Source organism: Dryocola clanedunensis subsp. sulfonylureivorans (genome assembly GCF_016756775.1).
In the GTDB taxonomy this organism is placed as follows: Bacteria; Pseudomonadota; Gammaproteobacteria; order Enterobacterales; family Enterobacteriaceae; genus Dryocola; species Dryocola clanedunensis.
This window is the reverse complement of record NZ_JAERMU010000012.1, coordinates 1-25,264: the sequence shown is the minus strand read 5'-3', so window position 1 is coordinate 25,264 and position 25,264 is coordinate 1. Positions and strand designations below refer to the sequence as shown.

The 25,264-nt window shown below is 57.1% G+C and carries 22 protein-coding genes; 17 read left to right on the top strand and 5 right to left on the bottom strand.

What is annotated here, in order from left to right; translation table 11 throughout:
- Positions 1-110: 110 nt before the first annotated feature.
- Positions 111-1,082, bottom strand: a complete 972-nt coding sequence (locus HYQ67_RS13775) for a LacI family DNA-binding transcriptional regulator (RefSeq protein WP_202304252.1) — start codon at positions 1,080-1,082, stop codon at positions 111-113.
- A 185-nt stretch (positions 1,083-1,267) separates the two neighbouring features.
- Here HYQ67_RS13775 and HYQ67_RS13770 point away from each other — a divergent pair, with 185 nt between their 5' ends.
- The 7 genes from HYQ67_RS13770 to aldA all read left to right on the top strand — a co-directional run bounded on the left by HYQ67_RS13770 (position 1,268) and on the right by aldA (position 8,935).
- Positions 1,268-2,515, top strand: a complete 1,248-nt coding sequence (locus HYQ67_RS13770; RefSeq protein ID WP_202304251.1) for an MFS transporter — start codon at positions 1,268-1,270, stop codon at positions 2,513-2,515.
- The gene (locus HYQ67_RS13765) at positions 2,505-3,593 is read left to right on the top strand and encodes a Gfo/Idh/MocA family protein (protein ID WP_202304250.1); all 1,089 of its coding nucleotides are present in this window, start codon (positions 2,505-2,507) and stop codon (positions 3,591-3,593) included. Before HYQ67_RS13770 ends, HYQ67_RS13765 begins: the two co-directional genes overlap by 11 nt.
- Entirely contained in the window at positions 3,593-4,651 is a 1,059-nt protein-coding gene (locus HYQ67_RS13760; protein ID WP_202304249.1) for a sugar phosphate isomerase/epimerase family protein, read from the top strand. The genes HYQ67_RS13765 and HYQ67_RS13760 overlap by 1 nt, the downstream gene beginning before the upstream one ends.
- Before the next feature lie 2 nt (positions 4,652-4,653).
- Positions 4,654-5,769 carry a Gfo/Idh/MocA family protein gene (locus HYQ67_RS13755; protein WP_202304248.1) on the top strand — a complete coding sequence of 372 codons (1,116 nt, stop codon included), beginning with the start codon at positions 4,654-4,656 and terminating at the stop codon, positions 5,767-5,769.
- A gap of 58 nt (positions 5,770-5,827) precedes the next feature.
- The gene (locus HYQ67_RS13750) at positions 5,828-6,586 is read left to right on the top strand and encodes an alpha/beta fold hydrolase (protein WP_202304247.1); all 759 of its coding nucleotides are present in this window, start codon (positions 5,828-5,830) and stop codon (positions 6,584-6,586) included.
- Positions 6,587-6,655: 69 nt separating this feature from the next.
- Positions 6,656-7,276 carry a LysE family translocator gene (locus tag HYQ67_RS13745; protein WP_202304246.1) on the top strand — a complete coding sequence of 207 codons (621 nt, stop codon included), beginning with the start codon at positions 6,656-6,658 and terminating at the stop codon, positions 7,274-7,276.
- Positions 7,277-7,495: 219 nt separating this feature from the next.
- Entirely contained in the window at positions 7,496-8,935 is a 1,440-nt protein-coding gene (gene aldA / locus HYQ67_RS13740; RefSeq protein ID WP_202304245.1) for an aldehyde dehydrogenase, read from the top strand.
- Between the two features lie 34 nt (positions 8,936-8,969).
- On the opposite strand, the gene speG is transcribed toward aldA, so the two are convergent.
- Together speG and HYQ67_RS13730 are read right to left on the bottom strand one after the other, a co-directional pair.
- Positions 8,970-9,527 carry a spermidine N1-acetyltransferase gene (gene speG / locus HYQ67_RS13735; protein WP_202304244.1) on the bottom strand — a complete coding sequence of 186 codons (558 nt, stop codon included), beginning with the start codon at positions 9,525-9,527 and terminating at the stop codon, positions 8,970-8,972.
- Between the two features lie 127 nt (positions 9,528-9,654).
- Positions 9,655-10,005, bottom strand: coding sequence for a DUF1283 family protein (locus tag HYQ67_RS13730; RefSeq protein WP_202304243.1), 351 nt, complete (start codon positions 10,003-10,005; stop codon positions 9,655-9,657).
- A 109-nt stretch (positions 10,006-10,114) separates the two neighbouring features.
- Between HYQ67_RS13730 and HYQ67_RS13725 the strand changes: the two genes are divergently transcribed.
- The 6 genes from HYQ67_RS13725 (at position 10,115) to HYQ67_RS13700 (ending at position 17,275) form a co-directional block, all read left to right on the top strand.
- The gene (locus HYQ67_RS13725) at positions 10,115-10,441 is read left to right on the top strand and encodes a YnfA family protein (protein WP_202304242.1); all 327 of its coding nucleotides are present in this window, start codon (positions 10,115-10,117) and stop codon (positions 10,439-10,441) included.
- Positions 10,442-10,617: 176 nt separating this feature from the next.
- Positions 10,618-11,832: a starvation-sensing protein RspA gene (gene rspA / locus HYQ67_RS13720; RefSeq protein ID WP_202304241.1), complete on the top strand. Its 1,215-nt coding sequence runs from the start codon at positions 10,618-10,620 to the stop codon at positions 11,830-11,832.
- Between the two features lie 63 nt (positions 11,833-11,895).
- Entirely contained in the window at positions 11,896-13,230 is a 1,335-nt protein-coding gene (locus tag HYQ67_RS13715) for an MFS transporter (protein WP_202304240.1), read from the top strand.
- A gap of 73 nt (positions 13,231-13,303) precedes the next feature.
- Complete coding sequence (locus HYQ67_RS13710) at positions 13,304-14,317, top strand: Zn-dependent oxidoreductase (protein WP_202304239.1); 1,014 nt, start codon at positions 13,304-13,306, stop codon at positions 14,315-14,317.
- A gap of 74 nt (positions 14,318-14,391) precedes the next feature.
- The gene (locus tag HYQ67_RS13705) at positions 14,392-15,684 is read left to right on the top strand and encodes an MFS transporter (RefSeq protein WP_202304238.1); all 1,293 of its coding nucleotides are present in this window, start codon (positions 14,392-14,394) and stop codon (positions 15,682-15,684) included.
- A 139-nt stretch (positions 15,685-15,823) separates the two neighbouring features.
- Positions 15,824-17,275 carry a mannitol dehydrogenase family protein gene (locus HYQ67_RS13700; RefSeq protein ID WP_202304237.1) on the top strand — a complete coding sequence of 484 codons (1,452 nt, stop codon included), beginning with the start codon at positions 15,824-15,826 and terminating at the stop codon, positions 17,273-17,275.
- A gap of 90 nt (positions 17,276-17,365) precedes the next feature.
- On the opposite strand, the gene HYQ67_RS13695 is transcribed toward HYQ67_RS13700, so the two are convergent.
- Both HYQ67_RS13695 and ydfG read right to left on the bottom strand, forming a co-directional pair.
- Positions 17,366-18,052, bottom strand: coding sequence for a GntR family transcriptional regulator (locus tag HYQ67_RS13695; RefSeq protein ID WP_202304236.1), 687 nt, complete (start codon positions 18,050-18,052; stop codon positions 17,366-17,368).
- 93 nt (positions 18,053-18,145) lie between these two features.
- Complete coding sequence (gene ydfG, locus HYQ67_RS13690; protein WP_202304235.1) at positions 18,146-18,895, bottom strand: bifunctional NADP-dependent 3-hydroxy acid dehydrogenase/3-hydroxypropionate dehydrogenase YdfG; 750 nt, start codon at positions 18,893-18,895, stop codon at positions 18,146-18,148.
- 251 nt (positions 18,896-19,146) lie between these two features.
- Between ydfG and guaD the strand changes: the two genes are divergently transcribed.
- The 4 genes from guaD to xdhC are packed head-to-tail and all read left to right on the top strand — an operon-like array spanning position 19,147 to position 25,013.
- On the top strand, positions 19,147-20,478 hold the full coding sequence (gene guaD / locus HYQ67_RS13685) for a guanine deaminase (protein ID WP_202304234.1): 1,332 nt from the start codon (positions 19,147-19,149) through the stop codon (positions 20,476-20,478).
- Positions 20,475-21,911: a xanthine dehydrogenase small subunit gene (xdhA, locus tag HYQ67_RS13680; RefSeq protein ID WP_202304233.1), complete on the top strand. Its 1,437-nt coding sequence runs from the start codon at positions 20,475-20,477 to the stop codon at positions 21,909-21,911. The genes guaD and xdhA overlap by 4 nt, the downstream gene beginning before the upstream one ends.
- Positions 21,901-24,246, top strand: coding sequence for a xanthine dehydrogenase molybdopterin binding subunit (gene xdhB / locus HYQ67_RS13675; RefSeq protein WP_202304232.1), 2,346 nt, complete (start codon positions 21,901-21,903; stop codon positions 24,244-24,246). Before xdhA ends, xdhB begins: the two co-directional genes overlap by 11 nt.
- The gene (gene xdhC / locus HYQ67_RS13670; RefSeq protein ID WP_202304231.1) at positions 24,243-25,013 is read left to right on the top strand and encodes a xanthine dehydrogenase accessory protein XdhC; all 771 of its coding nucleotides are present in this window, start codon (positions 24,243-24,245) and stop codon (positions 25,011-25,013) included. Before xdhB ends, xdhC begins: the two co-directional genes overlap by 4 nt.
- Positions 25,014-25,264 lie beyond the last annotated feature (251 nt).

The window sequence follows — 25,264 nt, the reverse complement described above, 5'->3', positions numbered from 1 at the left end:
AGTAAGACCGATCCGTTTTTTTCAGGAAATGAGCCAACCCCTCTTTTTATCATCTTGTCTTGTAGGCCGGATAAGCGAAGCGTCATCCGGCATTTTGCTAGTGCGCAGCCCTACACCGATCCCCGCACCACCAACTTCCAGTCCAGAATTTCATTCACCGTTTCCACCTCCGGGTTATCAATTCTTTCCAGCAGGAGCTGTACGCTGCGCACGCCCAGCTGGTGCATCGGCTGCTCGACCGTGGTCAGCGGCGGGCTGGTTACCGAGCCGAACGGCACGCCGTCGAAGCCCATAATCGCCACGTCCTGCGGGACTCGCAGTCCGTTCATGTGGGCGTAGTGCAATGCGCCTCCGGCTAAGGCGTCGGAGATGGCAAACACCGCGTCCGGCGGCTCCGGCAGGGTAAACAGCTCCGCCATTGCCTGCACGCCTGCCTGATATTCGAGGCTGTCCGCATAGACCACGGCCTGCCACGCACTGCTTCTGGCGGAACGATAGCCTGCTTCACGCTGCTGGGAATAGAGATAGCGCAGATCGCCGTTGATTAGCGCGATGCGTTTGTAGCCCGCGCTGGCAAGGTGATCCACCGCCGCCGCCGCCGCTTTGAAGTTATCGATCGTTACGGAAGAGGCGTTATAGCCCGGATCGCCTTCGCCGCACTGCACCCACGGGGAATCGCCGATAAGCGTGGTTAAGCCCGGCAGGCAGCTGATGGCATCCATGGTGATCACGCCGTCCACGACTTTGCCGCTCAGCAGCTGCAGATAGGCGGATTCGCGCGTCAGCCTGGATTCAGAGTTACACAGCAGAATGTGGTAGCCGTGCTTTTCCGCTTCTTCTTCAATGCCGCGCACCACGCGGGCGCAGAAGGGGTTGGTGATGTTAGAGACAAGAACGAGCAGCATGCGGCTGCGCGCCGTGCGAAGCTGGCGGGCCAGCAGGTTGGGCTGGTAGTCGCAGGATTCTATTGCAGCCAGCACTTTATCGCGGGTATCTGGCTTCACTGCGGGATTGCCGTTCAGCACTCTGGAGACGGTGGCAGTGGAAACTCCGGCGGTGCGGGCGACTTTATCTATCGACATGCTGATCCTTTGAGCGCGTTGGCTATTTGTGAAGCACATTCCAGATTTGCATCAATAGTATCAAATAATCCGCGAGCATGATGGCAACCCCTCTGAAATCGATTACATTTTTAATGATCTGTTAATGTAATCGATTACAAAAATAACCTCTTACCCTTAAATCAATACTCTGCCGTGGAGGATGTATGTCTTCTCAATCAGCCGTTGGGGCTCAGGTGTTAACCCACAAGTGGGTTATCCCGCGCCTGTCGTTAATGATGTTTCTGGAGTTTTTCGTCTGGGGTGCCTGGTACGTGACGCTGGGCGTGGTGATGGGCAAATACGGGCTGAGCGCAGTAATAGGGGATGCGTACTCCACCGGGCCAATCGCCTCGATTCTTTCGCCGTTCGTGCTCGGGATGCTGGTTGACCGTTTCTTTGCCTCGCAGAAAGTGCTGGGCATTCTGCATCTGGTTGGTGCGGCGCTGCTGTGGTGGCTGCCGGGCATGTTTGAAAGCGGGCAAAGTGGCCTGCTGTGGGTAGTTTTCGCCTACATGCTTTGCTATATGCCGACCATCGCGCTCAGCAACAACGTTGCGTTTCACAGCCTGGCAAACAGCGAGAGGGGCTTCCCGATCGTGCGCGCCTTCGGCACCATCGGCTGGATTGTTGCCGGGCTGATTGTCGGGATGAGCGGGCTGTCCGACAGCACCGGCATCTTTACTATGGCCGCCGTCGCCTCGGTAGTGCTGGGCATCTACAGCTTCACGCTGCCAAACACGCCAGCGCCGGATCGCGGCAAACCACTTTCCATGCGTGACCTGGTGTGCGCCGATGCCTTCGCGCTGCTGAAACAAAAGCACTTCATGGTGTTTATCATCTGCGCCACGCTGATCTCCATTCCGCTGGCCGCTTACTACGCCTATGCCGCACCGTTTATCTCCGCGCTGGGCTTCGAGAACGTCAGCGGGGTAATGGCCTTCGGGCAGATGTCCGAGCTGCTGTTCATGCTGCTGATCCCGTTCTTCTTCCGCCGCCTCGGCATCAAGATGATGCTGCTGATCGGCATGCTCGCGTGGTTTGCTCGCTACGCCATGTTCGCGCTGAGCATCGCGGAGGAAACCCGCTGGATGATTTACATCGGCATTATCCTGCACGGGGTGTGCTACGACTTCTTCTTCGTTATCGGCTTTATCTATACCGATAAGGTGGCGGGGGACAAGGTGAAAGGCCAGGCGCAGAGCCTGCTGGTGCTGTTCACCTACGGGCTGGGGATGCTAATCGGTTCGCAGATCAGCGGCGCGGTGTTCAACCGCTCGGTCACCGCGCAGGGGGCTGAGGCGCTGGTGCAGTGGCAGCACTTCTGGTGGATGCCTGCTATCGCCGCGGTCGTTATCGCCGCCATTTTCTTCTTCACCTTCCATTACAAAGAAGGTGCGAATAATGGCAGATAGGCCACTCCGGGTGCTGGTAGTGGGCTGCGGCAATATGGGCGCGGCTCACGCTCTGGCCTATCAGGCACTTCCGGAATTTACTCTCTGCGGGCTGGTCGCCCGTGGGGACTCTAAACATCGCCTCCGGCAGCAGCTGGGGGCCGATATTCCCCTGTTCGACGATATACAGGAGGCGATAAAACAGGCTCGGGCGGATGCGGTCTGCATCGCCACCTGGCCGGACAGCCATGAAGTGCTGGCGCTGACGGCGCTCGCTGCGGGCTGCCATGTGTTTATCGAGAAACCCGTCGCCACCACCGTATCCGGCGCGAAGCGCGTGGTGGCAACCGCCCAGCTGGCGGGTAAAAAACTCGTCGTCGGTTATATTCTCCGTCATCACCCGGTCTGGCAGCAGTTCATCAAACTGGCGCATACCCTCGGTAAACCGCTGGTGATGCGCATGAACCTCAACCAGCAGAGCGCCGGGGCCGCCTGGCACACCCATAAAATGCTGATGCAGTCGCTGTCGCCGATCGTGGACTGCGGCGTGCACTATCTGGACGTGATGTGCCAGATGACCCAGTCCAGCCCGCTGTCTGTCAGCGCCATCGGCGTGCGGTTAACGGATCAAATCCCGGCAAAACAGTTTAATTACGGCCAGCTTCAGGTGCGCTTTGCCGACGGCTCGGTGGGCTGGTACGAGGCGGGCTGGGGGCCGATGATGAGCCAGACGGCGTTCTTTATTAAGGACGTTATCGGGCCGGAGGGTTCCGCCTCCATCGTCGCCCGCGAGGCGGGTGGCGAAGGGCAGTCCGCCAGCGTCGAAGCCCATACCCGCACCGAATCCCTGCGCCTTCATCATTCCCGGCTGAACGCCGACGGCGAATTTGCCGCGCCGGACGAGTGGATAAGTGCCGACGGCGAACCCGACCACTACGAACTCTGCCGTCTGGAACAGAGTTTCTTTGCCCGTGCAATTCTTGACGATAACGATTTAACGCAGCACCTGCAGCAGGCCATCGAGAGCCTGGCGGTGGTGCTGGCGGCTGACCTCGCGGCGCGCGAGCAGCGCATGGTGAACATTAAGGAGGTTTCATAATGAAAACGCTAAAAGGGCCATCCATTTTTCTTTCCCAGTTTATCAGCGACAGGCCGCCGTTTAACTCGCTGGAAACCCTGGGAGGCTGGGCTGCGGGCCTGGGCTACAAAGCGGTGCAGCTCCCGACGCATCTGCCGCATATTTTCGATCTGCGCAAGGCAGCAGAAAGCAAAGATTACTGCGCGAAAATCAGCGGCACGCTGGCTAACGTCGGCCTGCAAATCAGCGAGCTTTCCACGCATTTGCAGGGCCAGCTGATTGCCGTGCATCCTGCCTACGACGCAGCCTTTGCAGGTTTTGCCCCGCCTGAACTGGCGCACGATGCCAGGGCCCGCCAGCAGTGGGGCGTTGAAAGCCTGAAGCAGGCGGCGCGGGCTTCGCAAAACCTGGGGCTGAAGGCCCACGCCACGTTTTCTGGTGCGCTGGCCTGGCCATATTTCTATCCGTGGCCACCACGCAATGCCTTACTTATCGATGAAGCCTTTAAAGAGCTGGCGAAACGCTGGAGGCCGATGCTCGATGCCTTCGATGAGGCAGGCGTCGACGTCTGTTTTGAGCTGCATCCCGGTGAAGATTTGCATGATGGCGTCACGTTCGAGCGTTTTCTTGCGCTGGTGGATAATCATCCACGCTGCAATGTCCTTTACGACCCGAGCCACATGCTGCTGCAGCACATGGACTACCTCGGGTTTATCGACCTCTATCACTCCCGCATTAAGGCCTTCCACGTAAAAGACGCGGAGTTTCAGCGCTCTGCCCGCAGCGGCGTGTACGCTGGCTTCCAGCCCTGGGTGGAGCGTCCGGGGCGTTTCCGTTCGCCAGGCGACGGGCAGGTCGATTTCAAAGGCATTTTCAGCAGGCTCGCGCAGTACGGCTATGAAGGGTGGGCTACGCTTGAATGGGAGTGCTGTCTGAAATCGGGCGAAGCGGGCGCTCGCGAAGGGGCGAAGTTTATCGCAGACCACATCATTCCCGTTGCCGAGTACGCTTTTGATGATTTTGCCCATAGCGAAAGCAACGGTGCGGCGGTGCGTAAAATGCTCGGGCTGGAGGGTTAACGATGAAACGCATACGGTTAGGCATGGTGGGCGGCGGTGAAGGTTCGTTTATCGGCGGCGTGCATCGCATTGCCGCACGTCTTGACGACCAGTTTGAGCTGGTTGCGGGCGCGTTTTCCTCCTCCCCGGAAGTAGCAAAACGCAGCGGCGAAGCGCTGTTTGTCGAGCCAGACCGCAGTTATGAAAGCTGGCAGGAGATGGCGGAGCAGGAGGCCGAAAGATGGGACGGCATTGAAGCCGTAGCCATCGTCACGCCTAACTTCCTGCACGTTCCCATCGCCAAAGCGTTCGTTGAAAAGAAAATTCATGTCATCTGCGACAAGCCGCTGGGCGTCAGCCTTGCGGAAGGGGAAGAGCTGGCGTTTCTCATCAACCAGAGCGGCTCGCATTTTATTCTGACCCATAACTACAGCGCGCTGCCGATGGTGCGCGAGGCGCGGGCGCGCATCGCCAACAGTGAGATTGGCGACATCCGCAACGTTGAGGTGGAATATTTGCAGGGCTGGCTGAACGACCGGCTGGAGCTGACGGATAACAAGCAGGCGAGCTGGCGGGGCAAAGCACAGTTCGCGGGGGCCGGGGCGATTGGCGACATTGGCACCCATGCCTGGCAGCTGGCGGCGTTTGTCACCGGCATGGAGCCGGAAGCCATTCGCGGCGAGCTGCTGACCCGCATCGAAGGCCGCGAGCTGGACGACGAAGTTTACGCCGAAATGCGTTACGCCAACGGTGCGCGGGGCCGCCTGTGGGCAAGCCAGGTTGCGCCGGGCTTTGAAAACGATCTGCGCCTGCGCATAGTCGGCAGCCGGGGGAGCATGTGCTTCCGCCAGCAGCAGCCGGAGATACTGGAGATCCATCCCCTGCACGGGAATAGTTACGTTGTCACGCGTAACGGCGTCAATAATCACGATTCCATCCGCCATCAGTGCCGCACCCCGGCGGGCCACCCGGAGGGGTATCTGGAAGGCTTCGCGCAAATCTACCGTGAGGCAGCAATGAAAATTCGCGGCGGTACAACGCCGCTGCTGCCGGGGATTGTGGAAGGCCTGTCCGGCATGCGCTTTATCGAAACCCTGCGCGCCAGCAGCGACCAGGGCGGGGTATGGATGGACTGGTAGCAGAATATTACGATACACTGTATAAAAATACAGTTATGGTTAGCCGGAAGGAATCTTCATGCAGAGTTTTATTTCCCGTCACGCCCGCTGCCGGGTTCGTTACCACGATCTTCCCGGCAGCGGCGTTCCGCTGTTATTTATTCATGGTCTTGGCTGTGCCTCCTCCTTTGAGTATCCGCGAATTTATGCCGACCCGGCGTTTGGCTCGCGGCGCAGCGTGCTTATCGATCTTCCCGGCAGCGGCTACAGCGAAAAACCAGACGCTTTTGACTACACCACTTCGGATCAGGCCGCCGTGGCGGCGGAACTGGTCGAGCACCTTGGTCTTCACCGGTTCTATCTGTATGGACACAGCATGGGGGGCAGCATTGCTATTCAGCTTGCGGCGCTGATGCCGGCAAAAATAGCGGGGCTTATCGTCTCTGAACCTAATTTTAAAGCGGGCGGCGGGATGTTCAGCAGCGGCGTGGCCGCCCAGTCAGAGCAGGAATTTGTGAACAAGGGCTATTACGACTTGCTTGCAGCAGAGCAGTCGCCGTGGGCCGGAAGCCTGCTAAATACCTCCCCGCGTGCGATGTGGCGAGAAGCCAGCAGCCTGGTCACCGGTGTATCACCCTCATGGGATGACGTGTTTATTACGTTACAGCTTCCCAAAGCATTAATCTTCGGTGAGCATTCCCTGCCGGATAAAGATTTTGAAGTTATTCAGGCGGCAGGCATCCAGTCGATTGTGATCCCAAACGCAGGACACTCTATGTCGTGGGAAAATCCGGCAGGGTTAGCCAGAGCGCTGGCCGCGTTTTGTGGAAACCAATAAGATCGTGAAATCTCTTCAATTGAGCGGACGTAGCATTTTCAGTAACATCCGCTCTTTCGGAGAGACAAAATGTCCGTCAATGATGCACTGCTTTCTTATTCCCTCGCGGCTTTACTGCTGACGCTGACCCCCGGCCTTGATACCGCGCTTATTCTGCGCACCGCCACCGTTGAAGGCGGCAAGAAAGCTTTTCATGCGGCGCTTGGCATCGACGCCGGGTGTTTTATCTGGGGCGCGGTTGTTGCCTTTGGCCTCGGCGCGTTGCTTGCCGCTTCTGAACTGGCCTATAACGTGCTCAAGTACTGCGGCGCAGCGTATTTATGCTGGCTGGGCGTGCAGCTTCTTATCCGGCCTCGCCGGACGTTCGATGCTTTTCAACCCGACGCTCGTTCCGGCGGCAACTGGTTTGTGCGGGGTATGCTGGGCAACGTTCTCAATCCCAAAATGGGCATTTTTTACGTCTCTTTTCTGCCGCAGTTTATTCCGGCGGGGCATTCCCCGGTGGTCTGGACTTTTCTGCTCGTCTCGATTCACGTTTTGATCGGCACGCTCTGGTCGCTGACGTTAATTGCGACGACCCGCTATGCGTCAGGCTTATTAAAAATCCCCGCCGTCGTCAAATGGATGGACCGCACAACAGGCGGCGTTTTTATGCTGTTCGCCGCAAAACTGGCCGTGAGCAGCCGTTAAATCTGCCCGTATTGACCGTTTTCGGCGCTGCGCGTCTCAAACGGTCATTCTCATGTTGTTCATATGTAAACATATTGCCCATCAGGCACTGAATTTATTGAGTGCCATCACAAAACATGACCGTTTTGCCCGATTATCTGTTTGAGATGCCTAAGGTGGTTACAAATATTTTACCCATCGGTAACAACAAACATTCATCTGCATATTCAGGAGACGGTCATGACGGCACCCGTACAGCACCCTATGTATATCAACGGTCAGTTTGTTCAGTGGCAGGGCGATAAGTGGATTGACGTGATTAATCCGGCTACCGAAGAGGTGATTTCCCGTATTCCGGACGGCAGCGCGCAGCAGGCTCGGGAAGCTATCGACGCTGCGGCCAGTGCGCAGCACGCATGGGAAGCGCTGCCGGCTATTGAGCGGGCGGGTTGGCTGCGTAAAATTTCCGCAGGCATTCGTGAACGCGCGGCGGCTATCAGCGCCATGATTGTGGCGGAAGGCGGGAAAACCCAGCAGCTGGCTGAGGTAGAAGTTGCCTTCACCGCCGATTATCTGGATTACATGTCCGAGTGGGCGCGCCGCTACGAAGGTGAAATCCTGCAAAGCGATCGTCCGGGTGAAAACATCCTGGTCTTTAAACGTGCGCTGGGCGTCACCACCGGTATTCTGCCGTGGAACTTCCCGTTCTTCCTGATTGCCCGCAAGCTCGCGCCAGCGTTAATCACCGGCAATACCATCGTCATTAAACCGAGCGAATTCACGCCGAATAACGCCATTGCTTTTGCGGAAATTGTTCACGATATCGGTCTGCCAAAAGGCGTGTTTAACCTGGTGCTTGGGCGTGGGGAAACCGTGGGCCAGGAGCTGGCGGGTAACCCGAAAGTGGCGATGGTCAGCATGACCGGCAGCGTCGCCGCGGGTGAGAAAATCATGGCGGCAGCCTCTAAAAACATCACCAAAGTTTGTCTGGAGCTGGGCGGTAAAGCCCCGGCTATCGTGATGAACGATGCGGATCTGGATATCGCGGTAAAAGCCGTCGTGGATTCCCGGATGATCAACACCGGGCAGGTCTGTAACTGCGCGGAACGCGTATACGTGCAGAAGGGCATTTACGACGAGTTTATTACCCGCCTCAGCGAAGCGTTTAAGCAGGTTAGCTTTGGCGATACGGCCGAGCGTAACGACGTCGCAATGGGGCCGCTGATTAACGCCGCCGCGCTTGAGCGCGTGGAACAGAAAGTGGCGCAGGCGGTGAAAGAAGGCGCTCGTGTCTTAACCGGAGGCAAAACGCCGGAAGGTAAAGGCTACTTCTATCCGCCAACGTTACTGGTCGACGTACGTCAGGATATGACCATCATGCACGATGAGACCTTTGGTCCAGTGCTGCCTGTGACAACCTTTGACACGCTGGACGAAGCGTTGGCGATGGCGAACGACAGCGACTACGGTCTGACATCCTCAATCTATACACGCGACCTGAATACCGCCATGAAGGCGATAAAAGGGCTGAAGTTCGGCGAAACGTACATCAACCGCGAGCATTTTGAAGCGATGCAGGGGTTCCATGCGGGCTGGCGCAAATCGGGGATCGGCGGGGCGGACGGACGTCACGGCCTGAATGAATATCTCCAGACCCAGATGGTTTATCTGCAGGCTTAGTGCTGCGTGCTGGGGGGCAGCCCCCAGCAACAATTTATTGTGCGGTCGGTTTCAGAAGGGAGCCGGTCGAACGGTGAGCATCCAGATACTGCTGCTGGAAAATACACATGCGGATCGTGTTGCGGTACTCGCCGTTGATGAAGAACTCATGGATGAGCTCCCCCTCTACCATAAATCCCAGCTTCTTGTAGATGTGCACGGCTTTCGCGTTCTCTTTATCGACGATCAGATAAAGTTTGTAGAGATTGAGGACGGAAAACCCGTAATCCATCGCCAGTTTTGCGGCGCGGGAGGCCAGGCCTTTGCCCTGGAAATCCGGGGCGATGATGATTTGAAACTCGGCGCGGCGGTGAACGTGGTTGATCTCCACCAGCTCCACAAGGCCAGCTTTCTCGCCGTCGCACTCCACTACAAAGCGGCGTTCGCTCTGGTCGTGAATGTGCTTGTCATACAGGTCTGAAAGCTCAACGAAGGCTTCATAAGGCTCTTCAAACCAGTAGCGCATCACGCTCGCGTTGTTGTCCAGCTGATGGACGAAACGTAAATCTTCACGTTCAAGAGGGCGCAGCCTGATGCTGAGTTCGGTACTCATGGGGATTCCTTTCTGGGTGTAGACGGGGCTTTTCAGTTATCGATAGCTTTTGTGGATGACGCTGGCGCTTATCCACCCTACAAAAATAAGGCTTCAGACGAGAAGCCTTATCGGTTAAACGCGGGTATTACGGCGTGATGGCGCGACCGGTGCGACGATCCAGACAGCGCAGCGTATTGGGTTCCCAATAGGCATTCACGTTCGCACTTTGCTGACAGTTGTCACGATCGTCAAAGGCAACGTCGTCTTTATCCCACTCTTTTTCCGCGCGTTTATTCACCTTTTGACGCAGAGAGCGTGTGTCATTCCATTGCTCTTTTTCCATCGCGGCATCCTGACGTGTTTGCGCGTTGTCTCCCGATTCAATGACCAGCTTACTTGTTTGGGCCTGAACCGGATGGCTTAACGCGAACGCACCCGTCAATAACGCCAGAGGCAGCAAAGCCTGAGTCAGACGTTTGCGAAGGATTGTGTTCATTGTGGTTTCCTTTTAATGTGTAACACGACTTCTTTATCACTATATCACTGACCCCCCGTGCGACATAGGGGCCACCTTTTAGTCACTATTATTCCAGACATAGTTCAATATGATCAAAACAACATTGCTGTTTTTTGCAACAGCGCTGGCGGAAATTATCGGCTGCTTTCTGCCCTGGCTATGGCTCAAGCGCGGGGCATCACCTCTGTTACTGCTGCCTGCCGCCTGCTCTCTGGCGATTTTTGTCTGGCTGCTGACCTTACATCCTGCTGCCAGCGGGCGCGTGTATGCAGCCTATGGCGGCGTTTATGTTGTCACTGCATTGCTTTGGCTCAGGGTGGTCGATGGCGTAAAGCTTAGCCATTACGACTGGATTGGCGCAGGCGTAGCGTTCTGCGGCATGCTGATAATCGTGGCCGGTTGGGGTCGCGCCTGACCTGAGTTCCCATCAATTTTAGCCATTCTTTTTACCCCCATTAGCCTCCCTTAAGTCACGCTAAAAAGTGTGACCTGTTCCGTCAAAATCGAATAAATATACTTGTATGGTAGTTTGTTCAGCGGTAGTTTTCTGCTCATTGTCGACCTGGAAACCTCCGTAGTAAGGAAAACAGAATGAAAATTGTGAAGGCTGAAGTTTTTGTCACCTGTCCCGGCCGTAACTTCGTTACGTTAAAAATCACCACCGACGACGGGCTTACCGGCATCGGCGACGCCACCCTGAACGGGCGCGAACTGCCGGTGGCTTCTTATCTGCAGGATCACGTTTGCCCGCAGCTGATTGGCCGTGACGCGCACCGCATCGAAGATATCTGGCAGTTTTTCTATAAGGGCGCCTACTGGCGTCGCGGCCCGGTGACCATGTCGGCAATTTCCGCGGTGGACATGGCGCTGTGGGACATCAAGGCCAAAGCTGCAGGCATGCCGCTGTACCAGCTGCTGGGTGGCGCATCCCGCGAGGGGGTGATGGTTTACTGCCATACCACCGGCCACACGCTTGATGATGTGCTTGAGGATTATGCCCGCCATAAAGAGATGGGCTTCAAGGCGATTCGCGTGCAGTGCGGCGTGCCGGGGATGAAAACCACCTACGGCATGTCAAAAGGCAAGGGACTTGCATACGAGCCAGCCACCAAAGGTGCCTGGCCGGAGGAACAGCTGTGGTCCACGGAAAAATACCTCGACTTCACGCCAAAGCTTTTCGACGCCGTGCGCAGCAAGTTTGGCTTTGAAGAACATCTGCTGCACGACATGCACCACCGCCTGACGCCGATCGAAGCGGCGCGCTTCGGCAAGAGCATTGAAGATTACCGCCTGTTCTGGATGGAAGACCCGACGCCTGCGGAAAACCAGGAGTGCTTCCGCCTCATCCGCCAGCACACCGTGACGCCAATTGCCGTCGGTGAAGTGTTTAACAGCATCTGGGACTGCAAGCAGCTTATTGAAGAGCAGCTCATCGACTATATCCGCACCACCATCACCCACGCGGGCGGCATCACCGGCATGCGTCGCATCGCCGATTTCGCCTCGCTTTACCAGGTGCGCACCGGTTCACATGGCCCGTCGGATCTCTCTCCGATCTGCATGGCCGCCGCGCTGCACTTTGACCTGTGGGTGCCGAACTTCGGCGTGCAGGAGTATATGGGCTACTCCGAGCAGATGCTGGAAGTGTTCCCGCACAGCTGGACCTTCGATAACGGCTATATGCATCCGGGCGAGAAGCCGGGGCTGGGCATCGAATTTGACGAAAAGCTGGCGGCGAAATACCCGTATGAACCGGCGCATCTGCCGGTAGCCCGCCTCGAAGACGGCACCTTGTGGAACTGGTAGGCCATTAGCCGCAGCGGCCAGGGATGGTAATAACCTCAACCCTACAATAAAGGTCAGATAATCATGGTCAGTTCAGTCGATATTAAGAATGATGCAGGAAACAGGTCGATCATCCGGCGTGTGGCTTCGGCATCGGCTATCGGTACCGCCGCTGAGTACTATGACTTTTTCGCCTATGGCACGGCTGCCGTGCTGTTTTTCGGCCATCTGTTTTTCCCCAGCGCAGATCCGTTAATCAGCACGCTGGCCGCCTTTGCCACCTATGCCGTGGGCTTTCTGGCCCGGCCGCTGGGGGGCATTGTCTTCGGCCATATCGGCGATAAGGTCGGGCGTAAAAAGGCCCTGGTTATCACCATCCTTATTGTCGGGTTAGGGACGTTCTGCATCGGGCTGCTGCCAACCTATGAAAAGATTGGCGCCTGGGCACCCGCGCTGCTGATCCTCATCCGCGTATTGCAGGGCTTTGGCGTTGGCGGAGAGCAGGCGGGGGCGGTGCTGATGACCGCAGAATATTCGGCACCCGCCAGGCGCGGCTATTTCTCCAGCTGGGTGCAGATTGGCGCTCCGGTCGGCTTTTTATTGCCGCTGGCGCTCTTCGCGCTGCTGAACGCCACGCTGTCGCCGGAAGAGATGATGGACTACGGCTGGCGCATTCCGTTTCTGCTTAGCCTGCTGCTGGTGATCGTCGGGCTGTTTATCCGCCTGCGCATTGACGAATCGCCGGTCTTTGCACAGATCCGGGAAACCAAAGCGGAAGAGTCGCGTCCGCTGATTGAGGTGGTTCGCGACTATCCCGGTATCGTGGTGAAAGGCGTCTGCGCGAAGCTTATCGAAGCCTGCACCTTTGCGATGTTTACCGTCATCGTGCTGGCCTACGGCAAGGCGAACAATCTGGATGCCAATATTTTAATGGAAACCATGATTGTAGCCGTCGTGCTTGAGGTGCTGGCTATCCCGTTAATGGGCGCGCTGTGCGACAAGGTAGGCCGTAAGCCCGTCTATATTCTGGGGGCGCTGCTGCAGGTCATTATGATTATTCCGTTCTTTATGGCGATTAATCAGGATTCCTTCTGGTTAACCCAGCTGGTGATGATTCTGGTGCTGAGCTTCGGCCACAGCATGTGCTACGCCCCGCAGGCTTCATTTTTCCCGGAGCTGTTCCCGACGCATATCCGCTGCAGCGGCATTGCCCTGATCTGGCAGGTTGGCTCGCTTATCGGCAGCGGCGTGCTGGGGCTGGTGGCGGTGAAAATATTACAGATGACCGGCGGACATTATTACGGGCTGGCAATTTATGTCATCGTGCTGGGGATTATTTCCGTTATTGGCTTGCTGACCATGCCGGAAACCGCGCCGCTGAAGCTTAAAAAAGAATTCCACGAATGGCATAAACATTAATTACCGTGGCCGGATATGCCACCGGCCCTCAAACACAATTGAGTATTTTATTTTTGATAATGAGAAGATAAATATGAAAAGCATCACTATTCAGACACCAGGAAAATTAGAGATTGAGGAACGTCCGCTTGTTAATCCACAGGCTGGCGAAGTCCGTATCAAAGTATCCAGCGCCGGTATTTGCGGTTCGGACGTGCATATTTATCGCGGGCACAATCCTTTCGCGAAATACCCGCGTGTTATCGGCCATGAGTTCTTTGGTCATATTGACGCGGTAGGCGAGGGCGTAGACGCGTCGCGCATCGGCGAGCGAGTAGTCGGCGATCCGGTGGTGAGCTGCGGAAACTGTTATCCCTGCTCTGTTGGTCGTCCTAACGTATGCGCTGAGCTTCAGGTCATTGGCGTGCACCGCGACGGCGGCTTCAGCGAGTTTGTTACGCTGCCCGCTAAAAATGCCCACGTGGTGCCGGACAGCATCCCCGATAACGAAGCAACGATGGTGGAGCCGTTCACCATTGCCGCCAACATTTGCAGCCAGCTGAACCCTGGCCCGTTAGACACGGCGCTGGTCTATGGCGCAGGCCCAATGGGGCTGACCTCGATTCAGGCGCTGCGCGGCGTCTACGGCGTGAAAGAGATTATCGTGGCGGACCGCATTGATGAGCGTCTGGCTATGGCGGAGCTCAACGGTGCCGACCGGATTATCAACAACACGAATATCGATTTGAAAAGCTGGCTGGAAGAAAAGGGCATTCGCCCAACGGTGATTATTGACGCCGCCTGTCATCCTGCAATTCTGCCGGAAGCCATTAGCCTGGCATCCCCTGCCGCCCGCATCGGCATTATGGGGTTCTCTTCGGATCCTTGCGTCATCAGCCAGCAGGGTATCACCAGTAAAGAGCTGTCTATTTGCAGCTCGCGCTTAAACAGTAACCGCTTCCCGCAGGTGATTAGCTGGATGACGGAGAAAAAAGTCCAGCCGGAGAAATTAATTACCCATCAGTACCCTTATACCGAGGTGCTGGAGGCGATGAAGATATTTGAAGAAGACCAGAAGCACTGCTGCAAGGTCCTTTTGAAATTTTAAACCACACATCATTACGCTCATTTCGTTGTTTTGCGTACCCTACAAAATAGTAAGACCGTATTTATGGAGTAGTTATGGCTAAGAATTTACGCTGGATAATCGTACTGTTGCTGTTTTTAGTCTATATGATCAATTACCTCGACCGGGTTGCGTTATCTATTACCTTACCGATGATCGAAAAAGATCTGACTATTAATGCCGAACAGTTCGGCATGATATTTGGCAGCTTCTTCTTTGGTTATGCTTTATTTAATTTCATCGGCGGTCTGGCGGTGGATAAGTTCGGACCGATGGTCGTGCTGGGCAGCGCCGTTGGCCTGTGGTCTATCTTCTGCGGCATGACCGCGCTGGCAACCGGCTTCTGGTCGATGCTTATTCTGCGCGTGCTGTTCGGCATGGCGGAGGGGCCAATTTGTTCGTCGGCTAACAAGATGATTAACGGCTGGTTCCCGCGAAAACAGGCGGCGACGGCCGTTGGCTTCCTCAGCGCGGGTTCGCCTTTGGGCGGCGCGGTTGCCGGGCCAATCGTCGGTTACCTGGCGCTCTCGTTCGGCTGGCGTCCGGCGTTTATGATCATCTGCTGCATCGGTATCGTCTGGATGCTGGTCTGGTTCTTTATCGTGGCGGACAGCCCGGAGAAAAGCCGTCGCGTCAGCGCGGAAGAGCAGGCGTATATCGCGGAGCTTAAAGCGCAGGATGACGCAGCTAACAGCGGCCTGAATGATGATGCTTCCGACCATACGCTGGGCCACTACCTCAAGCAGCCTATTATCCTGGTCACCGCTTTTGCCTTCTTCTGTTACAACTATATTCTGTTCTTCTTCCTGAGCTGGTTCCCGTCTTATCTGGTACAGGCGCACGGGCTGAATATTAAAGAGATGAGTATCACCACGGTTATTCCATGGATCGTCGGCTTTGTCGGCCTGGCGCTCGGCGGCGTTATTTCCGACGCTATCTTGCGCATCACCGGGAAACTACTGCTTTCCAGAAAAATTGTCTTAGTGGTTTGCTTACTGGCGGCGGCTATCTGCGTTGCGCTTGCAGGCTCGGTCAGCTCGGTTGTTCCGGCCGTAGTGCTGATGTCTATCTCTATTTTCTTCCTGTACGTCACCGGCTCTATTTACTGGGCGATTATTCAGGACGTGGTCACTAAAAAGCGTATCGGCAGCGTCAGCGGCTTTATTCACTTTGTCGGCAGTATCTCCGGGATTATCGGCCCGGTTGTCACCGGCTTCATCGTGCAGAATACCGGCAAGTTTGACAGCGCCTTTATCCTTGCGGGGGTTGTGGCTGCCGTTGGTGCGGTTCTGGTCTTCTTCGTCATCAAACAGCCGAAAGCGATCAAACCGCTGGCGGTGACGCATTAACCGACAGAAGTGTGAGTTGTCATACAGCTTTGGAAAGTGTGTCATACCAAATGACGGAACATTAATTCAAATCAAAATGCAGACTACCATAGCAGGTAGTCTGTAGCTGTCCCGAGATCCCTAAACAGCGAGTTTCAAAATGGAAAACAAGCTCTTAACTGCAAAAGCCACCTTGCCGCACTACGATCGTAGCAAACTTGTTCCGCGTATCGTTCACCTGGGCTTCGGCGCGTTTCATCGCGCGCACCAGGCCGTCTACGCCGATATTCTTGCTCAGGAGTACGGCAGCGACTGGGGCTACTGCGAAGTAAACCTGGTCGGCGGCGAACAGCAGATTGCCGACCTCAAACAGCAGGACAATCTGTACAGCGTGGCTGAAATGTCCGCCGATGGCTGGCAGTGCCGCGTGGTGGGCGTAGTGAAAAAGGCGCTTCACGCGCAGGTAGACGGACTGGAGGCCGTATTCGACGCCATGATGCAGCCAGAAGTGGCGATAGTTTCTCTTACCGTGACGGAAAAGGGCTACTGCCACGCTCCTGCCACGGGGACAATCCTGATGGATCACCCGTTTATCGTGCATGACCTGGCAAACCCGCATCAGCCGCAGTCCGCGCCGGGCGTGATTGTCGAAGCGCTGGCGCGCCGTAAAGCCGCCGGGCTGCCTGCGTTTAGCGTGATGTCCTGCGACAACATGCCGGAAAACGGCCATGTGACCCGCAACGTGATCACTGCTTTAGCCGAGGCTATCAGTCCGGAACTGGGTGCCTGGATCAAAGCTAACGTCACGTTCCCGTCAACCATGGTAGACCGCATTGTGCCTGCCGTGACGCCAGAAACCCTGGCGCTGGTTGAGCAGGCGACGGGCGTAGCGGATCCTGCGGCGGTGGCCTGTGAGCCGTTCCGCCAGTGGGTTATCGAAGATAATTTTGTTGCCGGGCGTCCGGCGTGGGAAAAAGCAGGCGCTGAACTGGTTAAGGACGTGCTGCCGTTCGAAGAGATGAAGCTGCGGATGCTTAACGGCAGCCACTCCTTCCTGGCCTATCTGGGCTATCTGGCGGGCTACCAGCATATTTCTGACTGCATGCAGGACGAAAACTACCGCCGCACGGCCCATGCGCTGATGCTTAACGAACAGGCACCCACGCTTAAGGTGCAGGGCGTTGATTTAGGCAAGTACGCAGATTCGCTGATTGCCCGCTACACCAACCCGGCCCTGAAGCACCGCGCCTGGCAAATCGCCATGGACGGCAGCCAGAAGCTTCCGCAGCGCTGGCTGGACTCCATCCGTTGGCATCTGGCGAACGGCAGCCGTTTCGATCTGCTTGCGCTTGGAGTGGCGGGCTGGATGCGCTACGTCGGCGGCGTGGACGAGCAGGGCGAGAATATTGAAATCAGCGATCCGCTTCTGCCGGCGATTCAGCAGGCGGTGTCAGGAAGCAAGGAAGGGGAAGCCCGCGTGCAGGCGCTGCTGGGGCTGAAAACCATCTTTGGCGAAGATTTACCGGCCAACGAGAAATTTGTGAAGCAGGTGACAGAAGCTTACCTTGCGGTGCGTGAAAACGGCGCTAAAGCAACGGTGGCGAAGTACTGATTGGCCCGGCGTCATCCGTCAGATTTTGTCGGATGACGCTTTGCTTATCCGACCTACGAAAGCGTAAGCGCCTTACACTTCCGTGTAATATCACTCCTCGCTAAACCAGTCTTTGTTCTCCTGACGAATCAACAGGATCGACTGGCTTATCTCATGCAGATGGCGGTGCATCGCCTGATCCACATCGTGCTCATTATGCCTTTGTAACGCTTCGAAAATGTCGTAATGCTGCGCCAGCAGCATGTCCGGCGGGGAGACGTGATCGAGGCTCATATAACGCACCCGGTCCATTGATGCCTTGATATTCTCCACCGTGTCCCACGCCAGCTGGCAGTCCGCCACCAGCGCGAGCTGATGGTGAAACTCGTCATCAAGCTGGAAAAAGTCGTCCAGCTGGTTTCTATCAATCGCTATACGCTGCTGATTCAGAAGCTGTTCAATCTGATAAAGATGGCTGTCCGTCGCCATACTCGCGGCCCGTTTTACCACTGCGCGTTCGATTGCCTCACGTATAAAACAGCCGTTCTTCACATGCGTGACGGAAATTCGGTTCACGTAGGTTCCGCGCTGCGGGCGTATCTGCACCAGCCCGGTTTCGGCGAGCTTAATAAAAGCTTCGCGCACCGGCTGGCGGGAGACGTTGAAACGCACGGAGACTTCTTTTTCAGAAAGCGGGGTGCCCGGCGGGATCAAACAACGAACGATATCACTGCGCAGAATACGATAAATTTGCTGATTAACGGGCTGCGTAGGATTGAGAACCGAAGGTGATGGCATGGCTTTGTTCTTAATTAGAAAACTTAATTAAATTTAACACTTATTAGCGGGATCTCCCATACCCGAACCTGTAATCCGGGTAGGGGAAAAGGATTAGCCTTCGCGGTGAACGCTTAGTCCGGCAAAGGTCTGGCTGACCGGCATCATCTCGAGGGTGTTTATATTGACGTGCTTCGGCAGCGTAGCAACCCACCAGACGGCCTCGGTGACATCTTCCGGCGTCAGGGCGTTAGCGTTTTCGTAGGTTTTACCCACTTTCTCGTCATCGCCTTTAAAGCGCACGTTAGAAAACTCGGTGCCTTCCACCAGACCGGGTTCGATATCGGTCACACGAATCGCCGTTTTATGCAGGTCGGTACGCAGGTTAAGGCTGAACTGACGAACGAACGCCTTGGTCGCGCCGTAAACGTTGCCGCCTGCATACGGCCAGCTCCCGGCGGTTGAGCCGATATTAATGATATGACCGCGGTTGCGCTCAACCATGCCCGGCAGCACCGCGCGGGTCATGTACACCAGCCCTTTATTGTTGGTGTCGATCATTGTTTCCCAGTCGTCGGCATCGGCCTTGTGGGCAGGCTCCATGCCCAGCGCCAGACCGGCGTTGTTCACCAGAATATCAATGTCGCGCCACTCGGCAGGCAGGTGCTCCATCGCCTGTTCGATGGCGGCACGGTTACGCACGTCCAGCTGCAGGGTGAGGACGCTGTCGCCCAGCTCTTCCTGCAGCTCCTGCAAACGCTCCTGGCGACGGCCGGTAGCAATTACTTTGTGGCCGTTCTGAATAAAACGACGGGTGATGCTCTCACCAAAGCCAGCGGTGGCGCCGGTTACCATAATAATCATGTCACTGTTCCTCAACGCTTTTACGTCTTAATACCTTAGCATGGCTACCGGGCCTGCGATAAACGAAGTTTCGCGCTGCGCGAAAGTAGTGCAGGAAGGCGCATCCGCTGCCACATGCGGGTGCAGTTTGTGAGCATTGCTCTTTTGTTGCGCAACGGAGTTGTAAAGCAACCGTTTGCAGTGGCTTTTCAACCTGGCATCAACGTTGCAACAGAACGTTAACTATTCCTCAGCACATAGCGGGTACGGCGATGGCAGTTAATTATACGCAGGCGATACGCGGCCAGTTTTTTGATATCGCGAAGGTAGGGGCCAGCCCCGAGGCGCTGAAGGCCAACGCCCGGCATCTGGACGACGGCCTTCTCTTTCTGAACGGCGGCACCATTGCCGCGCTGTTACCCTGGGAAGAAGGGCGCAGCCTGCTGCGCCATGAAACGGACTATCTGGACAGCCGCGATAAACTCATCCTGCCGGGCTTCGTGGATACCCATCTGCATTATCCGCAGACGGAGATGATCGGTGCCTACGGCGAGCAGCTTCTGGAATGGCTGGAGACCTACACCTTCCCGGTGGAGAGCCAGTATCAATGCCGCGATCATGCGGCGCGGATGTCGGCATTCTTCCTCAGCCAGCTGTTAAGCAACGGCACGACCACGGCCCTGGTCTTTGGCACGGTACACCCGCAGTCGGTGGATGCGCTGTTCAGCGCGGCGGAACATGTCGGCATGCGGATGATCGCCGGAAAGGTCATGATGGACCGCAACGCGCCGGAATACCTGACGGAAACCCCGGAGCAGAGCTACCGGCAGACGCGGGAGCTGATTCTGCGCTGGCACAAACGGGGCCGTCTGAACTACGCGCTTACGCCACGTTTTGCCCCCACATCCTCCCCGGAGTTACTGGCGGCGGTGCAGAAGCTGCGCGAAGAGTTCCCGGACACCTGGGTCCATACCCACCTGAGCGAAAACAGCAGCGAAGTAGACTGGGTCAAAGCCCTGTGGCCCGAGCACGCCAGCTATCTCGGCGTTTATCATCACTACAATCTGACGGGCAAACGCAGCGTGTTTGCCCACGGGATCCATCTTCAGGAGTGCGAGTGGGACTGCCTGCACAACACCGACTCATCTCTGGCTTTTTGCCCGACCTCAAACCTGTTTCTCGGCAGCGGCCTGTTTAACCTGAAACAGTGTCAGCATAAGCAGGTACGTATGGGAATCGGCACCGACGTGGGCGCAGGGACGACGTTTAATATGCTGCAAACCCTGGCGGAGGCCTACAAGGTGGCGCAGCTGCAAAGCTATCGCCTGTCAGCGTGCGAAGCGTTCTACCATGCCACCCTGGGCGGCGCGCACGCCTTGGATCTGGACGGCAAGATTGGCAACTTCCAGACCGGCAAAGAGGCCGACTTCGTGATCCTCGACCCGGCGGTCACCCCGCTGCAAAAACTGCGCGACGCCAGTAGCCGCGACATCTACGAGAAGCTGTTTATCCTGATGACGCTCGGGGATGACCGCAATATCTGGCAAACATGGATCGACGGAAAATGCGCCTGGCAGCGCGACGCGCTGGAGGTGGCGGCATGATCCAGTTCCTGCTGAATCAGACGCTGAAAACGCTGGATGATGTCGATCCCAATACCACCGTGCTGAACTGGCTGCGCGGCAGCGAACGGCGCTGCGGCACAAAGGAAGGCTGCGCATCCGGGGATTGTGGGGCCTGTACCGTTGTGCTGGGCAGCAGCGACGGCGGGAAGATGCGGTATGACACGGCGAACAGCTGCATCACGCTGATCGGTCAGCTCGACGGCAAACAGCTGCTGACGGTGGAAGATCTTGCCGATAACGGCACGCTTCACCCGGTGCAGCAGGCGATGGCGGACTGCCACGCGTCACAGTGCGGCTTCTGCACGCCGGGCTTCGTGATGTCCACGTTTGCGCTGCAAAAGACGCAGGAGACGGTCAGCCGTCACGATATTGAACAGCATCTCGGCGGCAACCTGTGCCGCTGCACGGGGTATCGGCCAATCATTGAGGCGGCGGAGCGGGCCTGTAACATTTCCGAAGATCGGTTCACTCCGCTGGAAGAGCAGACCGCCCGTCGGCTGGAGGCGATGAGCAGCCCGGATACCTCAGTATTAATGAAATCCAGCCGCTGCCTGCTGCCGAAAAGCCTCGACCGGCTGGCGGAGATTTATCTGCAAAACCCCGAGGCCCGGCTGCTGGCGGGCGGTACCGATCTGGCGCTGACCATCACCCAGCAGTACAAAACGATGCCTTTAATCATCGGCATAAGCCAGATAAAAGAGCTGCAGGAGATAACCGTCACCGACGATGAGATCCGCATTGGCTCCGCCGCCACTTTACAGGCCTGTCAGCAGGCGCTGGCCGGTCATATCCCGGCGTTCAGCCAGCTGCTGGAGCGCTTTGCCTCCCGGCAGATTCGTAACCACGGCACCCTCGGCGGCAATCTGGCAAACGCTTCACCCATAGGGGACTGTGCGCCAGTGCTGTTAGCGCTGGATGCGGTGCTTGAACTACGCTGCGGGGCTGAGACTCGCAGGCTGCCGCTCGGGCAGTTCTTCCTCGGCTACCGGCAGACAGCCCTGGCCGTAGGGGAGTTTATCAGCCATATCGTTATACCACGCGTGACACTGTCACCAAATTTCAACGTCTGGAAAGTTTCTAAACGCATGGACGACGATATTTCTACCGTGCTCGGCGCGTTTAACCTTCATCTCAACGAAGGCGTGGTAATGAGCGCCAGAGTCGCCTTCGGCGGCATGGCTGCTATACCTGCCCGAGCAAAGCACTGCGAGCAGGCGCTGATTGGCCAGCCGTTCAACGAACAGACGCTGGCAGCGGCCAGTCAGGCGCTGGCAGAAGATTACCAGCCGCTGAGTGATTTTCGCGGCAGCGGTCGCTACCGCCTTGCCGTGGCGCAAAACCTGCTGCGCCGCCTGATGCTGCAAAGCAGCGAAGCCCAAATGCCGCTGGAGGTGCAGAATTATGTCAACTAACCCGGTTAGCCTCTCTGAACAGGCATTGGCTGAACAGTTTGCCCACGAGCTGTCCGGCGGCGCGGGCCGCAGCCGCAGGCATGAAAGCGCCGATAAACAGGTCAGCGGCAAAGCGGAGTACATCGACGACAGGCCGACGCCGCCCGGCCTGCTGCACCTGTGTCCGGTGCTCAGCGAACATGCTCACGCCAGAATCGTCAATATTGATGTCAGCGCCTGTCTTGCCGTTACCGGCGTGGTGCGGGTATTCGGCTGGCAGGATGTGCCGGGCGAGCTGGATATCGGGCCGCTGGAGCCGGGCGATCCGCTGTTTGCCAGAGACAGAGTCGAATATCACGGACAGGTCGTGCTGACCGTCGCCGCTGAAACGCCGGAAGCCGCGCGCGCTGCGGCACGGCTCGCAAAAATTGAATATCAAATTCTGGAGCCGGTGCTGGATGTGGAAGTCGCACTGACACGGAAAAGCTACGTTCAGGAACCACATATTCACCAGCGTGGGGATGCAAAATCCGCGCTGGCGGCGGCTGCGCATCGCGTTCAGGGCCATTTTCATATCGGCGGCCAGGAGCACTTTTATCTGGAAGGGCAGATTGCCATGGTGCAGCCCGGCGAGGACGGCAGCGTCACGGTCTGGTCGTCCACCCAGCACCCGACGGAGGTGCAGAAGCTGGTGGCTTCGGTACTGGGCGTTTCAATGAATAAAGTGACCGTCGATATGCGCCGCATGGGCGGCGGCTTCGGCGGCAAAGAGACGCAGGCTGCCAGCTTTGCGTGCCATGCCGCACTGGCAGCAATACTGACCGGCCGCCCGGCAAAAATGCGTGCTTCACGCCGTGACGATATGCGCATTACCGGCAAACGCCACCCGTTCTTTGTGCGCTATGACGTGGGGTTTACCGATGAGGGAATGCTGAACGGCGTGGTTATCGATCTGGCGGCCAACTGCGGCTATTCGCTGGATCTTTCAGGATCGATCTGCGACCGGGCGATGTTCCACGCCGACAACGCCTACTATCTTGGCGACGCGCTGATTACCGGCTACCGCTGCCGTACAAATCTGGCCTCCAATACGGCCTACCGGGGCTTTGGCGGCCCGCAGGGCATGGTGGCCATCGAGCAGATCATGGACCACATTGCCCGCGAGCTGGGGCTGGACCCGCTCGCAGTACGCAAACGTAATTATTACGGCGAGCACGAGCGCAACGTTACCCATTACCATCAGAAGGTTGAACACAACATCCTGCCGGAAATCACTCGTCAGCTGGAAGAGAGCGCAGGCTATGCGGCACGGCGCGCAGAAATAGAAATATTTAATCGCCAGAGTCCGGTGCTCAAACGCGGGCTGGCGCTGACGCCTGTTAAATTCGGCATCTCATTTACCTCCAGCTTTCTGAACCAGGCCGGAGCGCTGGTTGTTATCTACACCGACGGCACGGTACAGCTCAACCACGGCGGCACGGAAATGGGCCAGGGGCTGAACACCAAAGTGGCGCAGATTGTCGCCATCGTGCTGCAAATCCCTCTGGAGCAGATTCAGGTCTGCGCTACTAACACCGGTAAAGTGCCCAATACCTCGCCGACGGCGGCGTCTTCCGGAACCGATCTCAACGGCAAGGCGGCAGAAATCGCGGCGCAGACCATAAAAGACCGGCTGGTGGAGATGCTTTGCGGGTTACACCGCTGCTCTGCGGAGCAGGTCGAGTTTCGCAACGGCATAGTTAAAGTACCCGGTCATCATTTCACCTTTGCAGAGGTGGCAAACATGGCGTGGCTGAACCAGGTGCCGCTCTCCGCCACAGGATTTTATAAGGTGCCGGGCATTCATTACGATCGTGCCGCCGGGCGCGGGCAGCCGTTCTACTACTTCTCCTACGGCGCGGCCTGCTCGGAGGTGATTGTCGATACCCTGACCGGGGAGTACCGCCTGCTGCGCACGGATATACTGCATGACGTCGGCACCTCCCTGAATCCGGCGCTGGATATCGGCCAGATAGAAGGGGGCTTTATTCAGGGCGCGGGCTGGCTGACCTGCGAGGAGCTGGTATGGAGCGACAAAGGCCAGCTGCTGACCGACAGCCCGATGAGCTACAAAATCCCGGCGATCGGCGATGCGCCCGCTGATTTCCGCGTTACGCTGCTGGCCGACCACGCCAATCCGCAGCAGACGGTCTATCGCTCGAAGGCCGTTGGCGAACCGCCCTTTATGCTCGGCATCTCCGTGTGGTGTGCCCTGCAGGATGCGGTTGCCAGCGTCACCGGCTATCGCAAACATCCCTTACTGGATGCGCCCGCCACGCCTGAACGGATCTTCTGGGGCTGTCAGGAGGCAGAATGAACGACGAGTGGATCGGCATTCTGTCGCAGCTGCGCGAGCGTCGCGAACCCTGCGTCCTGCTCACCGTGCTGGAGGATAAAGGATCGGTGCCGCGTAACGGCGGCACAAAAATGGTGGTCGGGCCGGAACAAACCTGGCTGACCATCGGCGGCGGGCACCTGGAGTTTCAGTGCATCGCGATGGCTCGTGAGATGCTGGGAAACAGTGCCAGCACGCCGAGGGTGGAGCACTTTAATCTGGGGGCGCGGCTGGGCCAGTGCTGCGGAGGGATGACGAAGGTGCTGTTCGAGCCGCTCATCCAGCCGCAGCCGCAGATAATCGTATTTGGCGCGGGCCACGTTGGCAGAGCGCTCGTCTCACTGCTGGCGACGCTGCCATGCCGTACTACCTGGGTCGATGAGCGTCAGGATCAGTTTTTAAACGTGCCGGATGGGGTAAAGGCTGTTCACGCTGAAGATCCGCTTGATGCGGTGGCGGCTGCCGCGCCGGACAGCTACTTTGTCGTCATGACCCACCATCATCCACGCGATCTGGAGCTGGCCGAGGCGATACTCAAGCGCGGGGATTACCGCTATTTTGGCCTGATTGGATCGCAGACCAAACGTCAGCGTTTTGAATATCGCCTGGCGGGAAAAGGTGTGACGGCCCGGCAGCTTACCACCATGCGCTGCCCGGTGGGGCTTGCGGACGTGAAGGGCAAGCTCCCGGCGGAAATCGCCGTGGCGGTTGCGGCAGAGATTATTGCCGTTTACCAGGCAGGCCTTTGACTCCGGCGGATGACGCTGGCGCTTATCCGCCCTTGTATCTTGAACCGGTAGCTGGTTAGCTACCGGTTACACGAAACGGAGGAAGCTTGTATCCGCCCTGAAGACGCCGATCTTTCTTCGTAGCTTAAGCCCTCCGTTTCACCTTTCACGTCACTCAAAATCCGAACGGTAACCAGAAGCTCTGACTTCGTATGTACAAGGCTGGAATGACGTGTTGGCTCAGGTGAAAGGAGACAAAATATGTTCACTCT

Excerpts from the sequence above, each read along its gene's own strand:
- HYQ67_RS13775 (WP_202304252.1), bottom strand. The coding sequence starts at position 1,082 with ATGTCGATAGATAAAGTCGCCCGCACCGCCGGAGTTTCCACTGCCACC.
- HYQ67_RS13770 (WP_202304251.1), top strand. The coding sequence starts at position 1,268 with ATGTCTTCTCAATCAGCCGTTGGGGCTCAGGTGTTAACCCACAAGTGG.
- HYQ67_RS13765 (WP_202304250.1), top strand. The coding sequence starts at position 2,505 with ATGGCAGATAGGCCACTCCGGGTGCTGGTAGTGGGCTGCGGCAATATG.
- HYQ67_RS13760 (WP_202304249.1), top strand. The coding sequence starts at position 3,593 with ATGAAAACGCTAAAAGGGCCATCCATTTTTCTTTCCCAGTTTATCAGC.
- HYQ67_RS13755 (WP_202304248.1), top strand. The coding sequence starts at position 4,654 with ATGAAACGCATACGGTTAGGCATGGTGGGCGGCGGTGAAGGTTCGTTT.
- HYQ67_RS13750 (WP_202304247.1), top strand. The coding sequence starts at position 5,828 with ATGCAGAGTTTTATTTCCCGTCACGCCCGCTGCCGGGTTCGTTACCAC.
- HYQ67_RS13745 (WP_202304246.1), top strand. The coding sequence starts at position 6,656 with ATGTCCGTCAATGATGCACTGCTTTCTTATTCCCTCGCGGCTTTACTG.
- aldA (WP_202304245.1), top strand. The coding sequence starts at position 7,496 with ATGACGGCACCCGTACAGCACCCTATGTATATCAACGGTCAGTTTGTT.
- speG (WP_202304244.1), bottom strand. The coding sequence starts at position 9,527 with ATGAGTACCGAACTCAGCATCAGGCTGCGCCCTCTTGAACGTGAAGAT.
- HYQ67_RS13730 (WP_202304243.1), bottom strand. The coding sequence starts at position 10,005 with ATGAACACAATCCTTCGCAAACGTCTGACTCAGGCTTTGCTGCCTCTG.
- HYQ67_RS13725 (WP_202304242.1), top strand. The coding sequence starts at position 10,115 with ATGATCAAAACAACATTGCTGTTTTTTGCAACAGCGCTGGCGGAAATT.
- rspA (WP_202304241.1), top strand. The coding sequence starts at position 10,618 with ATGAAAATTGTGAAGGCTGAAGTTTTTGTCACCTGTCCCGGCCGTAAC.
- HYQ67_RS13715 (WP_202304240.1), top strand. The coding sequence starts at position 11,896 with ATGGTCAGTTCAGTCGATATTAAGAATGATGCAGGAAACAGGTCGATC.
- HYQ67_RS13710 (WP_202304239.1), top strand. The coding sequence starts at position 13,304 with ATGAAAAGCATCACTATTCAGACACCAGGAAAATTAGAGATTGAGGAA.
- HYQ67_RS13705 (WP_202304238.1), top strand. The coding sequence starts at position 14,392 with ATGGCTAAGAATTTACGCTGGATAATCGTACTGTTGCTGTTTTTAGTC.
- HYQ67_RS13700 (WP_202304237.1), top strand. The coding sequence starts at position 15,824 with ATGGAAAACAAGCTCTTAACTGCAAAAGCCACCTTGCCGCACTACGAT.
- HYQ67_RS13695 (WP_202304236.1), bottom strand. The coding sequence starts at position 18,052 with ATGCCATCACCTTCGGTTCTCAATCCTACGCAGCCCGTTAATCAGCAA.
- ydfG (WP_202304235.1), bottom strand. The coding sequence starts at position 18,895 with ATGATTATTATGGTAACCGGCGCCACCGCTGGCTTTGGTGAGAGCATC.
- guaD (WP_202304234.1), top strand. The coding sequence starts at position 19,147 with ATGGCAGTTAATTATACGCAGGCGATACGCGGCCAGTTTTTTGATATC.
- xdhA (WP_202304233.1), top strand. The coding sequence starts at position 20,475 with ATGATCCAGTTCCTGCTGAATCAGACGCTGAAAACGCTGGATGATGTC.
- xdhB (WP_202304232.1), top strand. The coding sequence starts at position 21,901 with ATGTCAACTAACCCGGTTAGCCTCTCTGAACAGGCATTGGCTGAACAG.
- xdhC (WP_202304231.1), top strand. The coding sequence starts at position 24,243 with ATGAACGACGAGTGGATCGGCATTCTGTCGCAGCTGCGCGAGCGTCGC.